The organism is Bacillus sp. Xin1, from assembly GCF_013314535.1.
Lineage (GTDB): Bacteria > Bacillota > Bacilli > Bacillales > Bacillaceae_G > Bacillus_A.
Genome location: NZ_JABUAE010000019.1, coordinates 76,137 through 88,175 on the forward strand (window position 1 = coordinate 76,137; position 12,039 = coordinate 88,175).

At 33.8% G+C, this 12,039-nt stretch carries 22 protein-coding genes; all 22 read right to left on the reverse strand.

The genetic code is table 11. The features are described 5' to 3' along the window. Positions 1 to 65: 65 nt before the first annotated feature. Positions 66 to 653: a phage tail protein gene (locus HRG09_RS16920; protein ID WP_174102069.1), complete on the reverse strand. Its 588-nt coding sequence runs from the start codon at positions 651 to 653 to the stop codon at positions 66 to 68. Continuing rightward, entirely contained in the window at positions 654 to 1,082 is a 429-nt protein-coding gene (locus HRG09_RS16925; RefSeq protein WP_254610105.1) for a hypothetical protein, read from the reverse strand. Continuing rightward, complete coding sequence (locus tag HRG09_RS16930; RefSeq protein WP_309232213.1) at positions 1,069 to 1,470, reverse strand: hypothetical protein; 402 nt, start codon at positions 1,468 to 1,470, stop codon at positions 1,069 to 1,071. Before HRG09_RS16930 ends, HRG09_RS16925 begins: the two co-directional genes overlap by 14 nt. After that, positions 1,463 to 1,819: a phage head closure protein gene (locus HRG09_RS16935; protein ID WP_174102070.1), complete on the reverse strand. Its 357-nt coding sequence runs from the start codon at positions 1,817 to 1,819 to the stop codon at positions 1,463 to 1,465. The genes HRG09_RS16930 and HRG09_RS16935 overlap by 8 nt, the downstream gene beginning before the upstream one ends. Beyond that, positions 1,809 to 2,096 carry a phage head-tail connector protein gene (locus tag HRG09_RS16940; RefSeq protein ID WP_174102071.1) on the reverse strand — a complete coding sequence of 96 codons (288 nt, stop codon included), beginning with the start codon at positions 2,094 to 2,096 and terminating at the stop codon, positions 1,809 to 1,811. Before HRG09_RS16940 ends, HRG09_RS16935 begins: the two co-directional genes overlap by 11 nt. Then, positions 2,089 to 2,214, reverse strand: coding sequence for a hypothetical protein (locus HRG09_RS29695; protein WP_174102087.1), 126 nt, complete (start codon positions 2,212 to 2,214; stop codon positions 2,089 to 2,091). The genes HRG09_RS16940 and HRG09_RS29695 overlap by 8 nt, the downstream gene beginning before the upstream one ends. A gap of 22 nt (positions 2,215 to 2,236) precedes the next feature. Continuing rightward, entirely contained in the window at positions 2,237 to 3,379 is a 1,143-nt protein-coding gene (locus tag HRG09_RS16950; protein WP_174102072.1) for a phage major capsid protein, read from the reverse strand. Positions 3,380 to 3,404: 25 nt separating this feature from the next. Further along, the gene (locus HRG09_RS16955) at positions 3,405 to 4,139 is read right to left on the reverse strand and encodes a head maturation protease, ClpP-related (RefSeq protein ID WP_174102073.1); all 735 of its coding nucleotides are present in this window, start codon (positions 4,137 to 4,139) and stop codon (positions 3,405 to 3,407) included. Then, a complete protein-coding gene (locus tag HRG09_RS16960) occupies positions 4,126 to 5,292 on the reverse strand; it encodes a phage portal protein (RefSeq protein WP_174102074.1) in 1,167 nt (388 codons plus the stop codon). Before HRG09_RS16960 ends, HRG09_RS16955 begins: the two co-directional genes overlap by 14 nt. Positions 5,293 to 5,305: 13 nt before the next feature. Then, positions 5,306 to 6,976 (reverse strand): terminase TerL endonuclease subunit, encoded by a 1,671-nt coding sequence (locus HRG09_RS16965; RefSeq protein WP_254610106.1) that lies wholly within the window; start codon positions 6,974 to 6,976, stop codon positions 5,306 to 5,308. Further along, positions 6,969 to 7,316, reverse strand: coding sequence for a hypothetical protein (locus tag HRG09_RS16970; RefSeq protein ID WP_174102075.1), 348 nt, complete (start codon positions 7,314 to 7,316; stop codon positions 6,969 to 6,971). The genes HRG09_RS16965 and HRG09_RS16970 overlap by 8 nt, the downstream gene beginning before the upstream one ends. A 114-nt stretch (positions 7,317 to 7,430) precedes the next feature. Next, positions 7,431 to 7,745, reverse strand: coding sequence for a hypothetical protein (locus tag HRG09_RS16975; RefSeq protein WP_174102076.1), 315 nt, complete (start codon positions 7,743 to 7,745; stop codon positions 7,431 to 7,433). Between the two features lie 2 nt (positions 7,746 to 7,747). After that, on the reverse strand, positions 7,748 to 8,020 hold the full coding sequence (locus tag HRG09_RS16980; protein WP_174102077.1) for a hypothetical protein: 273 nt from the start codon (positions 8,018 to 8,020) through the stop codon (positions 7,748 to 7,750). 1 nt (position 8,021) lies between these two features. After that, a complete protein-coding gene (locus tag HRG09_RS16985) occupies positions 8,022 to 8,336 on the reverse strand; it encodes an HNH endonuclease (RefSeq protein ID WP_174102089.1) in 315 nt (104 codons plus the stop codon). Between the two features lie 2 nt (positions 8,337 to 8,338). After that, positions 8,339 to 8,650 (reverse strand): hypothetical protein, encoded by a 312-nt coding sequence (locus HRG09_RS16990; protein WP_174102078.1) that lies wholly within the window; start codon positions 8,648 to 8,650, stop codon positions 8,339 to 8,341. Positions 8,651 to 8,854: 204 nt separating this feature from the next. Continuing rightward, positions 8,855 to 9,112 (reverse strand): hypothetical protein, encoded by a 258-nt coding sequence (locus HRG09_RS16995; protein WP_174102079.1) that lies wholly within the window; start codon positions 9,110 to 9,112, stop codon positions 8,855 to 8,857. Between the two features lie 1,014 nt (positions 9,113 to 10,126). Further along, entirely contained in the window at positions 10,127 to 10,573 is a 447-nt protein-coding gene (locus HRG09_RS17000) for a hypothetical protein (protein WP_174102080.1), read from the reverse strand. Between the two features lie 118 nt (positions 10,574 to 10,691). Further along, on the reverse strand, positions 10,692 to 10,820 hold the full coding sequence (locus HRG09_RS17005) for a YjcZ family sporulation protein (RefSeq protein ID WP_254610107.1): 129 nt from the start codon (positions 10,818 to 10,820) through the stop codon (positions 10,692 to 10,694). Positions 10,821 to 10,860: 40 nt separating this feature from the next. After that, positions 10,861 to 10,971: a YjcZ family sporulation protein gene (locus HRG09_RS17010; RefSeq protein WP_254610108.1), complete on the reverse strand. Its 111-nt coding sequence runs from the start codon at positions 10,969 to 10,971 to the stop codon at positions 10,861 to 10,863. A 40-nt stretch (positions 10,972 to 11,011) separates the two neighbouring features. After that, a complete protein-coding gene (locus HRG09_RS17015) occupies positions 11,012 to 11,122 on the reverse strand; it encodes a YjcZ family sporulation protein (protein ID WP_254610109.1) in 111 nt (36 codons plus the stop codon). Positions 11,123 to 11,162: 40 nt separating this feature from the next. Continuing rightward, positions 11,163 to 11,273 (reverse strand): YjcZ family sporulation protein, encoded by a 111-nt coding sequence (locus HRG09_RS17020; protein WP_254610109.1) that lies wholly within the window; start codon positions 11,271 to 11,273, stop codon positions 11,163 to 11,165. A 537-nt stretch (positions 11,274 to 11,810) separates the two neighbouring features. After that, positions 11,811 to 12,039: stage V sporulation protein S (locus tag HRG09_RS17025; RefSeq protein WP_174102082.1), on the reverse strand; the 229-nt coding region annotated here is incomplete at its 5' end.

Sequence of the window (12,039 nt, forward strand, 5' to 3'; positions counted from 1 at the left end):
TATATCCCCACTTAAATTTATTTTTTATTAAATCTATCGAAAAAAAGCCCCGTATAAAACGGGACTTAAGCTGTAACTGTTGCTTCTACTAGGGCAGTATTAAATTGTGTATGCCATTTAGTCGCAACTGTTGCATCTTCTAATTCAGAAACGAACGCTTCATAATAGAATTTATTTTTTTCATCCGGTAAAGCAGTGAATTCCAATTCTAACATTGCTAATTCTTCTTCACCATTCGCAATAGCAAACTTAAATCCAGTAGCGTTTGCACAATTTGGGAATGCGATTAATTTAACGATATCTTCGAATTCATCCACAACATCAGCAGTGAATACAAAGTCAGTACCTTTAGATTCAGTACCATATGACCAAATTCCAGGCTTCAATCCAGCTGTTTCAAATCCGAAATAATCACGCGCTACTTGTACTGGAATGTGTGCGGAAACTGTAATGTTAATTTGTGTTGTTTTTGTTTTCTTTTTCAACGTAACAGCACCACATAGTTTTTTCATTTCAGCTACTTCTGGTTCACCTTCAATACTTCCCACACAACCAAACTTTGTACCAGGTTGTTGTGTGCCACCTTTTTTAAATTGAACACTCGCATTTTTAATGGATACGGAATCAAACTCTTCAATTGCTGTAACAGCCATTTATATTTCCTCCCTTAATACTTTGTCTACACCTTCGTGTAGCTTCTCTAAAATTTTTGGTGTTGCATTTTGTATTCCACGTTCAGCGAATCGTTGTTCTAGTGGATTATGTGAACCTCTACCTTCGTTCGGGAACACAAGGTATCCAAAACTACCTTTTTTATTGGCTGATCCGCCACGTGAAATAACTCTAAAACCTAAGTTTAACTTTTCGCTTTTTGACCAATTGCTATTTTTAGCATGGGTTTTATTACGAACACTCCACTTAGACCTAGAAACCGGAATAAGTTTTGTAATTTCTTCTGTTGCAATACGAATACCATCTGTATGAAGAATATTATTTATAGTCGGCTCCATTTTGTTTGGTAACCGCATCATTTTCTCTTCAAGCCTTTGCAACTGTTCAAATTCAAGATTAAATACACTCAATTGGTATCACCCTCTTAAATGTAAAAACTACTCTATCAATATATCTATCTGTATCTTTCACTTGAAGACGATCATTTCTAGAAGCTGTAAAAGATACCATTTTCACCTTACTAACAAGTGAAATAATATCGATTGTTTGTTCATCTAGGTTATCTTGATTTTCAGATAAATAATTGATATATACATTTTGAGAAACAGATCGGTCATTTGTGGAGGGCTCGAATTCACCATATTCAATTATGAAGCAGTTGTATTTATCTTGTTGTAATAACGATTCTTCATCTTCTGCTAGTTCGTCTTCCACAACTAACAGATTGAAATATGTTTCCAGTCCCGTTTTAATCCCTTTCTTTTGTTCCTTCATCAATACTTTTGATTTATCATTCACGCGATTTCACCACCTGTTGCAAATAAAAGAAAAGATATCGCTTATTGGAATCAGAATCAGCTTTAATCACGTCATATTCAATCCCATCAATCAATACCTTAAGTTTATTTTTGTTAATTTTCTTAAAAGAAGGTGGATACAATGTTTTTACTTTATAATCTAGACCAGTTGTTAAAACGCCAACTATTTGATAGTCGCTATCACGAATAGACATTTCTTTATAGGCAAGTCTTCCTTCTGGTTGAAAGACCTCTCCTATTCTCTTCCCATTTTCGGAACGCTCGGTTTTTTTATAGCCATATTGGAAGAAACCATCATTAAATGTTTCTCTATAATCCTTAATTGCCATTAATCACACCAACTTTACCCAAAGCTACATTTAAAATTAACTTGGATAATTCATTCTTATAATTCTTTTCAAATTCGTCAGCAGCGTTGTTATATACATATCGACAACGTTCTAACAGTAATTCTTTTGGTACTTCCTCCACATCATAATTAAAAGACGCATTTGTCAAATTAACCAAATACGCCTTTCCACGTGAAAGAATTTTATTTAAGTGTGCATCTTCATCATTCCATGTAATTTTAAGATGGTCTTTCAACTCATTTAGAAGATTATCCATTCACATCACCCTCTAATAAAGTGATCAGGTCTGATTTCGTTGCACTCGATTTATAGGCAATCCCTTGTTCATCTAACTGTGATTGAAGTTCAACCTTTGTTAAAGATGAATAATTTATCCCTTCATTTAGAAGGGTTGGATTAGGGTGTTACTGTGTCACCTAATGTACTAACATCGAATACAAGGAATGATTTATTATCTTTCGGACGACCGTTTGCGTACTGTTTACCAATATACACGCGCTCATCTTCAATGAATTTCACTTCATCAGAGTATTCGATTTTTTGAGTGGAACCAAGTCCTAAGAAGTAATCTTTTGCCATTCCAGCAACCGCTTTTCCAGTAGGAACTTCTGTCGATTGGATAAATTGCATAGGAATAGCTGTGTTTTGCACATATTCTCCATTTGCATTTTGGAAAGTAATAGCAGGGAAAACACGTGACCAGTAATCAACTGGATTCACAACCATGATCACATTAGATACATTTCGTTTTCCGCCATCTGTAAGTGGAGCCATGATTTCTTTTCCTAGTGACTTAGGAGTTAAATCTTTTAAAGTAACAGCCGTTTTGTCTGGGTAAACACCACCGACAACCGCACCATTTAAATCCTTCATCATTCCAATCGGTTCACCGTTACCAGTACCACTGATAACTGCTTTTTCAAGCGCGATATATAAAGATTCCATTAGAACAGTACGAACATAACGATCTAACCATTCTGGGCCCAAGTCCAACATAGCTTTACAAACAGGGATATATGCGCTTAATTTGTATAGGTTTAATTGTACTTTTTCGAATCCTTCATCCATGATTTGTTTAATGTCATCACATAATTTACCCCACCAAGCTGCTGGAATCTCACCTTTTTTCATAATCCATTCAGTTAAACCTGTTACATTCACAAAATCAATTGCTTGAAGTAATGGACGGTTCTTCACTAAATCTTCAAACACACGTTCAATAACAGTAGCTGGAATTAATTTTTCAACACCTGCAAATGCTTCACCGCTTGCAATTACTTCATTGTAATATGAACGCTCTTCATTTGTTAAAGCGTGAAGCCCACGAGAATTTAACACCGCTTGGTTGTTTAAGTTACTTGCAATTTCACTTTTAACCGATGGTGTTACTTCATTCAAAATATTCATTTGAATGACATTAGCCATTTTGGTCATCGCAGCTGCGTACGCTTCATTATCGTTATTTTCAATAGCTGTTTTAAATTCATTTTCAACTTCTACCATACTATTATTATCTCGATCTAAATTTTTAATCGTCATTTTCATTCTCCTTCCAAATTAAAAACTACTTGCTATTATCCAAGTAGTTCATCATCATTCCTGTTATTTGATTTGTACTTGCTACAATCGGTTCACTTGGTTCACTTTGTTTCTTTTTATTACGGAATTTTTGTAGGAAGTTATTTTTAAATTCTTCTGGATCTAATTCTTCCTCTTCTTCCTTCGCTTCATTCACTTTGTCAGCTAGTCCAATTTCAACCGCTTCACTTGCTGTAAACCATGTCTCATTTTCGATCATTGTTTCTATTTCAGAACGTTCCCCTTCAAAACGAGTCATGTAGATATCAGCGATTGATTTATCGATTCCCTCGAGTGCATTAAGAGTTTTTTGAATGTCTGACTTTGTACCCCAAGCCCATGTAGAAGCTTCATGAATCATTAGCATAGAGCCAGTGTTCATAATCAACTCATCAGCTGCCATAGCAATTAAAGATGCTGCAGAAGCGGCTAATCCGTCCACATGAATAACTACTTTTGATGAATGGTTCTTCAATTGATTGTAAATAGCGATACCATCAAACACATCACCACCACCACTATTTAAATGAATTGTAACAGTATCAGATTTCACATTCTTAAGTGCATCTTCAATATCCTTGGCTGAAGTAGAATCTCCCCACCAGGATTCACCGATAGAACCGTAAATCGTAATTGTGGAGGTATCTTCTGTTTCTTCTGCTTTAAATGAATGCTGAACATTAGCCAAATGACTGTATTTTTCATTTTTATAACGTCTCATCTCCCTCACCTCCTTTCAATGAATCAGCTTCTTGATAGTTCTTTGTAACGAATCGTTTATTTGCCCATTCCTCTTTAAGTGGTTCTCTACCAAGAATAATTAATATATCGTTAATGGATAAACCGCCAATGGCAAAGAGTTTGTCCATAGCTGTTGCCATTTTAGTAATATCTACAACTTTTATTTTTGTTGTATCAATTTTTAAATACGTTCGATCCATATATTCTTTCTTTGTATACATCTTTCGATTAAATTCATCTTGAATCAATTCAGCAATCGGATTAATACAGAAAGCCAGGAATGAATCCATTTGCTTTTCAATGTCAGCCACATCGCCTTTTAAAATACCAATTGGCACATGAAAGGCTGTTGCTACATAACTAAATATGTCATTAACTAAGTCGCTGATATCACGGCTTGTACTATTGTTTGCAACACCGTTTTTACTGTCACTCATATCTTCAATGACATAACCATCTTGCAATTGGAAAGCAGAACCAACTTTATCAGCGTTAAACCAGTTCAGTAATTGACTTTCAAACATCTCATTAATCGCTTCTTGCGTTTCTGTATCTTGCGCCCTTAAAAAGTCACCTTTGATTAATAAACGTTTGTTATTCTTTCTTTTGTAATAATCAATTGAAGATGAAATTAATTTACCGAAGCTGGCATACATTCCATCTATAACGTGCATAATATTGCGGTCATTTAATTTGAAATGGAACACTTCTGATTCATTAAAAGCTTTTTCAAAAGTGAAATCACCAATTGTAATATTTCTATAAATGTTTTCTTTTAATGCGAATTCATTAACATCAAAAGAATCAGCAATATACAATTGTTTATTTTGCATAATAACTACGCATTCGTTATTCATAATTAAATGATTGACCAGGCTATGCATAAATTCTGATGCATTTTGATTTTGGTTCGGTTGTACATTTAGTAAATAATGATTTTCCCCACGCTTCTCTTTACCTTTTTCAAACGTTTGAAATTCACACCTGGTCAGAGCATTTGCGATTATATCAATGCAACTCTCCACGGCTAATCGTTTGTAATAGTAATCAATCCCTAAATCATAGCAACATGAATCTAAAGTAAGAGTACTGTTACTTCCAAAAAAACCGCGTACCCAGTCTACTAAACCCATATTCTCACCTCCTTTACACATTAAATGATCTGAATATTTTTCTAACATTATCCTTTGTTAAAGCGTTAGATTCTTTCAATTCACTATCTAAATTAAGAGCATGTAAAAAAGCGTGAAAACCATCGGTCTTCCGCTTCTCTGGATCAATTTTCGCATATTCAATATTTCCATTGTTTTTATTGTCCTTGAATGAATTCCACACGTACCAACGCATCAATAAATCATCACCAAATACTAATTTTTCATTGATAAATAAATCATCCACGAGTGGCGACAACTTAGAATGTGTAATATGTCCTCTTCGAACAATTTCAACATCAAATCCTGCTTCCTCAAGTACTGGTCCCAACACACTTGCACGGTGTGAGTCCATACAAATCTTTTTGATTCTATATTTCTTTGCCATTTCTAAAAACCAGTTTTTTACCCGGTGTGGATTAATAGATTTTTCTGTTCGGATAATCGTACACAATCCTTTTGCTTCTGCTTCTCGGATAACATCCATATTGATATCTTGGATATCCAATGCAATCTGATTAATAAAAGAATGGTGTAACCAATATCGCTTATTATCTTTTTTGAATAATAGCCCCATTCCACAGAAGTCTCGTACTTGTGCAAAGTCCACAGCACCAATACATTCAGCTCCAGTTAAATCTGGTATAGGTTGATTTGTTTTCTCTAATTCTTTCCAGGTACAAACTGTTTCTAAAATATTTGAAATCGGGATATTCATACGCTTTGTCATAAATTCGACTCGTAACTTTGAGTTACGTTGCATTTTTTGATATTCCCGTTTCATTTTTATCTTCAGTTCATCATTGTATAGCAAAGAAGGATTTGCTTTCTCCCAGTTTGCTGGATCATCGACTTCATCTTCACTATCTAACTTACAAATGAACGGCAAAAAGTGAATATCCTCAATTTCACCAGATAAAATCAATTTTGCAGTTTCTTTTAAATCATCAAGCGGGCCACCTCTTACATGTCCATCTGTTGTGGTGTAGATGATGCGTGAGCCTCTTACTTTACCTTGACCACTTGTATAAACGTTGATATTATCGTAATCTTCGTATTCATGTGCTTCATCGAAAATCACACAGCCAGTACGTTTACCATCTTTTGTACGAGAATTAGAAGTGTTATATTTCAAAACAGATTTTGTTTTCTTATGTTGAATTTCAACCATTGTCCATTTGAAGTTCTTTTTGAATTTCTCTGTAAAAGCTGATGTTTCAAGTACATTATATACATCGGTAAATGTTCTTTTGGCTTGTTCTTCACTCGTTGCAACTACATCAATATCATAGTTATCTATTCCGTGGTGACTAGTCATCATATAAAAAGAATCATATGCCGTATAACCTGTTTTCCCGCCACCACGCCCCATTAATATTAATACTTCATCAAATACAATACGGTCGTCTTTTTTAAATCGCACACCATACATCAATGCATTTAAAAACTTTTGCCAGGGAAACAATTCAAACGGAAAATATTTAGCAGGAATATTAACGGATTCTTCTGCTGTTTTTGCGTTGAAGTAGATGTCGTCCCGATCTAGTATTTTCCGAATATATTTCATTAATAATTTTTGCTCTTTGCACGCTCTGATTTGTCCGCTTTCCACCATGTTCATATATTCATCGATATACGGATGATATTTGTATGTGGTACTAGACATCGTCTTCGTCTTCCACAGTTTGTGGAGGCTCTAATTTTTCCACAAGATTGAATAACTTATCATACGCTGACGTATATCGATTCATTGTAGTGTTATAGGACTTTTGGGCGGGGTTTTCAATGAGCATTTCTTGCGAACCGTTTTTAAACATATAAGTCGGCCCTTTTTCTTTTATCGTATCTTCTAAGATTTCTAACTGTATTGTCATAAAAGCAACACGTTCTATTAATTCTTTTGCTACTTCTTTTTTATTTGAAGGCAAATTAACGAATATAGAATTCAAACGATCTATTTCTTCTTGAATTAATTCATCTTGTTTCTCCTTGCTAACCTTGGCCATTTTCACCCCTCCCCCCTATCGTGCGCGAAATAGCAAAAAATATTTTTTCCAATCTCCCCTCCCCGTTGAATGGTTCCCCAGAAAAAAGCCAAATTTTTTGACCCGGGGGGGTGTTTAGGAAACTAATTCGAAATATGTTTCAATAAAATCCAAAATAAAAAAGACTTCTTCACTAGAAATCTTTAGAATGTCTGTTGTAAATTTTAATTTTTCTTTATCTTGCAATCTTTCTCTTACATCAATAAATTTAAGTCGTTTGCACTTCCTTGGATTAACACAGTCTCTTATCTGACAGTAACGCCAGTAAGAATACTTTCTAAACTGATTGAGCATGTCGCGTTCATATGAAGTACGTTCATCCTTATCAGTATCAGCATATTGAATCATTAAGTCAGTATCGAATGTCCAACTACCATCCACAATTATCATAACTATTGCCTTTCATAAACAATTTGAATTCCAACCCTTCGGTACATATTACACAAATCACTACTATAAAATTTATTCTTCCAATAGTTACCGCAAAAGATAATTAACGAATTACGCCAAGGTATTCCATCCCAAGCTGATTCTTTGTTACTAATATACCTAACGTGTTGCTTTTTATCTTTTTGGTATCTATCTTTTAGAATCTTCCAATATTCTTTAGCTTGTGCTACATTAGCAGCCACAACGATAATAGTCATTACCGCTGACTTATCCATATTACCATCGCTCCTCATTCATGAACTTAGGTTTCTTCTTTTCAATCTTATCTAACCGATCATGTACTTCATTATGACAACGAATGCATAAGCATTGTAGGTTATCTAAGTCTAATGATAATTCTGGATGCGTCTTTACTTCCTTCAGATGATGTACATTCTCAGCAGGTTTGTATTTACCTTTTGACTTACACATCTGACATTCATAGTTATCGCGCTTTAAAGCTTTTAATCTAAGCTCTCTCCACTCTTTAGACTTATAGAACTTCATGAGCTTATCTTCTCTTATGAGTTGAATAAGATGTTCTTTATCCATCATTATTTCTCACCAACTTGTTTGTACTTAGATATTTTAAAAATGTCTACAGAAACCCCAAGGCAATTCGGACAAACCTTTACTTCGCAATAATCTTTTTTATGGACTTTTAACTTTCGTTCATTTTTACAAAGTAAACATTTATAAATTACATGTCCATCCGTCTTCATATCATTCCTTGTATTCCATTTCCAAATCACTTCAAGCTGTTCTTTTTCCTTCTTAAAACTCTTATCAATATACCTCTCAATCAACACAATTAATGCCAATCCAAATATAGTCCCCGCAAGAAACCACACAATAAGGAAATCCATCCTCTCACCCCTTGTCAATCTAATTCCTTTACTTCCTTTGCTTTGAGGTATTGAATCATGATTAGCAAACCAACTATCAATCCTGTTCCACATCCAAGAAAGTAACTAAACCAATTCATACAATCACTTCCTCCACAAAATAAAATAAGACGCTAAACTGATCACGGTAGCGCCTAGGATAATTGCTATTGGTTTAATCATGATCTAAAAAATACGGATGCTATCTTCACTAGCACTAATACGTTGTATGATATCTGAAGCTTTCACTTCACCGCATAATGCAATATCAACCTTAGGAAATGATTTAATTGGTTCACTTTTACCCTTAAATCTATTCATAACTCTCTCTAACTTCTCCAATGATGCCATACATTCATTAGCAGCTTCCGTTACTTCCTTCATTTGTTTTAATGCTTCTTGTGTATCAACATCTACTTTAATAGCAAGTTTGTTCTTAGCCATCATTCATCATCCTTCCTATTCAAATGCCCATTTTGTTCAATATAAAAAGAGCATCCAACTCAATGGATGCTCTCAACGTGATAAAAAGGGTGAATATTGAGTGAATAGGCGATTGAGCTTGCCCTATTACTACAATATATGCTTGTCCTTCTCAAAAGGTTCAATAAAAAAAGAGCACTATAATGTGCTCTTCCAATACAATCATGATAAATGAATACGTTGTGTCAATATTAATATATGCCTGTCTTATTAAATTGTTACTAGTTTATCATGCAATTTCTATATAACAAAGAAAAAAGCACCATTATAGATACTTATGTTATTTACGTTTTCTCTTTTGTGCTTCCATCATTAAACGATCTACCAATGAGATCTGTCCAGCTGTAATAGCTTATTCAATTCCGATTACTCCGTCTTCATCACGTTGCTATATTAGCTTTGCACCAAGTTCACCTTTAATTGATTGTAATTCTGATAACTTAATAAATGGTTCTTTACCCATCGCTATTCTCTCCTTCCAAAATAAAAAGCACCATCACTTGGTGCTATAAGTAACCCTTCAAAATTATCACCTGATATTATCAATCTATATTAAGTAAATGAGAGAAGAGCAAAAGCTCTCCTCTATATTAACGGTATCATTCAATCAGTACCACCTGCTGGTTACGGATTTTATACGCCGCTAATATGAGCCGTTTAATTATTTTATAAAGGAATTTTTGTGAGTAATGTTTTCCGCCACTACTCACAATACAAATATAACACGATAATTCCAAAACAACCGGCATATTTACTGCCAAAAAGCGGTCAAGACTCTGCCAACTTTTTATTTTTTTGCAGTTCAAACTTTTTTATTTTGCCTGTAATTTCTACATTAATACCTATATAGTGATATATCTAATGTGTATATTTTACAACTTGTTTAAAGGAAAAGGTGAAGGTGGATAGATTAGGTCACTTAAGATGTTTTTGTAAATAGAATCATTTAAGTATTACTTATAAGATAGAGTAAAATTACTGCCCATCATTATTTTCTTCTGTTTTTTTATTACTATCATTGAACAAATTACCTGCTAAATTAAATAACTTATTTCCACCCTCACTATTTAAAATATCCATTAAAAATTTTGGATCTTGAAATTTTCTTAATAAAGTTTCTACCAATACAGATTTAGCGATAGTGAGCAATTCTGTCGAATCTATGTGTATATTGAAATAAGGAATATTAATTTGGAATGGGAAAGAGGCATTAGATTTAGGAACTAGTTCTTGCGTTTTATTTACTTTGCTCATTGTTTGTTTAGAAGCTTGATTTGGTGGGAGGTTAATGTATTTATTGGTTTTTGCTAGCTGTTCTAAAATTTCTTTTTGAGATGAATTTTTTATTTTTAGTTCCTTAGTCTTTGTAATAGATGAACTCTGACATGAAGAGTTTTTTGGAAAATATGGGATAGACTTCATTTTTTCTCCTTTCACAACAAACGTATGGCTTGTCTTAAACATATTATTAGTTGAGGATTGCTTCACATTTTGTGAAGCAATCCATTATTTAACTTTAAAGGTGTAAGACAGATTTCACTTAACCACCACCAAATCCGCCCCAAAAACAGCTTGCTCCAATAATGATAAGCAAAATGAATAATACGACTAGTAAAGCAAATCCTCCATAACCACCGCAGCCATATCCATATCCTTTTTGTTCAGTCAAGAAATCTCCCTCCATTCTATATAAAAATAAATTTCACAAATTAATAAAAACAGCTTGCTCCGATAATAATAAGCAGAATAAACAACACGACTAGTAAAGCAAATCCTCCATAACCACCGCAGCCATATCCATATCCTTTTTGTTCAGTCAAGAAGTCTCCCTCCATTCTATACAAAAATAAATTTCACAAATTAATAAAAACAAGTTGCTCCGATAATAATAAGCAGAATAAACAACACGACTAGTAAAGCAAATCCTCCATAACCACCGCAGCCATATCCATATCCTTTTTGTTCAGTCAAGAAATCTCCCTCCATTCTATACAAAAATAAATTTCACAAATTAATAAAAACAAGTTGCTCCAATAATAATAAGCAGAATAAACAACACGACTAGTAAAGCAAATCCTCCATAACCACCGCAGCCATATCCATATCCTTTTTGTTCAGTCAAGAAATCTCCCTCCATTCGACACAAAAATAAAATTCATAAGACTACCAAAAGTTCTAACAATACAGCTAGTAATGAAAGCAAGCTAACATGAGAACTAATTTTGTCAGTACATTCAGCTTGTACTTGCTTGTCAATACACTGATACTATATGTAGGGGTTAATAAATGGTTCTGTGCTTTTATATTGACTTTTGTATTTTTGAGACAAGTATCATTATTCAATCCAAAAACTTAAATATTATAATTATTAAATTAATAAACTTTCCGTTTGAATTCAATCACCCAAAGCTTACTTAGACATTACATATGCTGTAGAGGAAAAAAAGTAGACCCTTTTCTTATTTTACATTTACTACGAGTTATGCATATCTTATATTTTGTGTAACTGATCCAATAGCTGAACCCTTTGGTATTCTTAACTTTATAAGGCTTTCTATTTTGAGTTACACAATACAATAATAATGGTTAATTATAAATAAAAAAGAAAAAGACCGATTTCTATCGGCCTTTTAAAATTCTCTTATACTAACGCTCTCTATTAGGATCTATTTTTTCTAGGACCTATAATTAATTTGATCGCTGTTCTTTCTTGATTATTGATAGAAACCTCCTGAAACGCTGGAACAAGAACCAAGTCAATGCCACTAGGAGCTACAAAACCTCTTGCAATAGCAATTGCTTTAATCGCTTGATTTAAAGAACCAGCTCCAATCACTTGGATTTCTACATTACCACTTGCTCTTAGTACACCTGCAATTGCACCTGCA

Coding starts and splice junctions, on each gene's coding strand:
- HRG09_RS16955 (WP_174102073.1), bottom strand. CDS start 4,139: ATGAGACGTTATAAAAATGAAAAATACAGTCATTTGGCTAATGTTCAG.
- HRG09_RS16950 (WP_174102072.1), bottom strand. CDS start 3,379: ATGACGATTAAAAATTTAGATCGAGATAATAATAGTATGGTAGAAGTT.
- HRG09_RS16980 (WP_174102077.1), bottom strand. CDS start 8,020: ATGGATAAGTCAGCGGTAATGACTATTATCGTTGTGGCTGCTAATGTA.
- HRG09_RS16935 (WP_174102070.1), bottom strand. CDS start 1,819: ATGGCAATTAAGGATTATAGAGAAACATTTAATGATGGTTTCTTCCAA.
- HRG09_RS16940 (WP_174102071.1), bottom strand. CDS start 2,096: ATGGATAATCTTCTAAATGAGTTGAAAGACCATCTTAAAATTACATGG.
- HRG09_RS16995 (WP_174102079.1), bottom strand. CDS start 9,112: ATGGCTAAGAACAAACTTGCTATTAAAGTAGATGTTGATACACAAGAA.
- HRG09_RS16985 (WP_174102089.1), bottom strand. CDS start 8,336: ATGGATAAAGAACATCTTATTCAACTCATAAGAGAAGATAAGCTCATG.
- HRG09_RS16975 (WP_174102076.1), bottom strand. CDS start 7,745: ATGATAATTGTGGATGGTAGTTGGACATTCGATACTGACTTAATGATT.
- HRG09_RS16970 (WP_174102075.1), bottom strand. CDS start 7,316: ATGGCCAAGGTTAGCAAGGAGAAACAAGATGAATTAATTCAAGAAGAA.
- HRG09_RS16920 (WP_174102069.1), bottom strand. CDS start 653: ATGGCTGTTACAGCAATTGAAGAGTTTGATTCCGTATCCATTAAAAAT.
- HRG09_RS16965 (WP_254610106.1), bottom strand. CDS start 6,976: ATGTCTAGTACCACATACAAATATCATCCGTATATCGATGAATATATG.
- HRG09_RS17000 (WP_174102080.1), bottom strand. CDS start 10,573: ATGAAGTCTATCCCATATTTTCCAAAAAACTCTTCATGTCAGAGTTCA.
- HRG09_RS16960 (WP_174102074.1), bottom strand. CDS start 5,292: ATGGGTTTAGTAGACTGGGTACGCGGTTTTTTTGGAAGTAACAGTACT.
- HRG09_RS16990 (WP_174102078.1), bottom strand. CDS start 8,650: ATGGATTTCCTTATTGTGTGGTTTCTTGCGGGGACTATATTTGGATTG.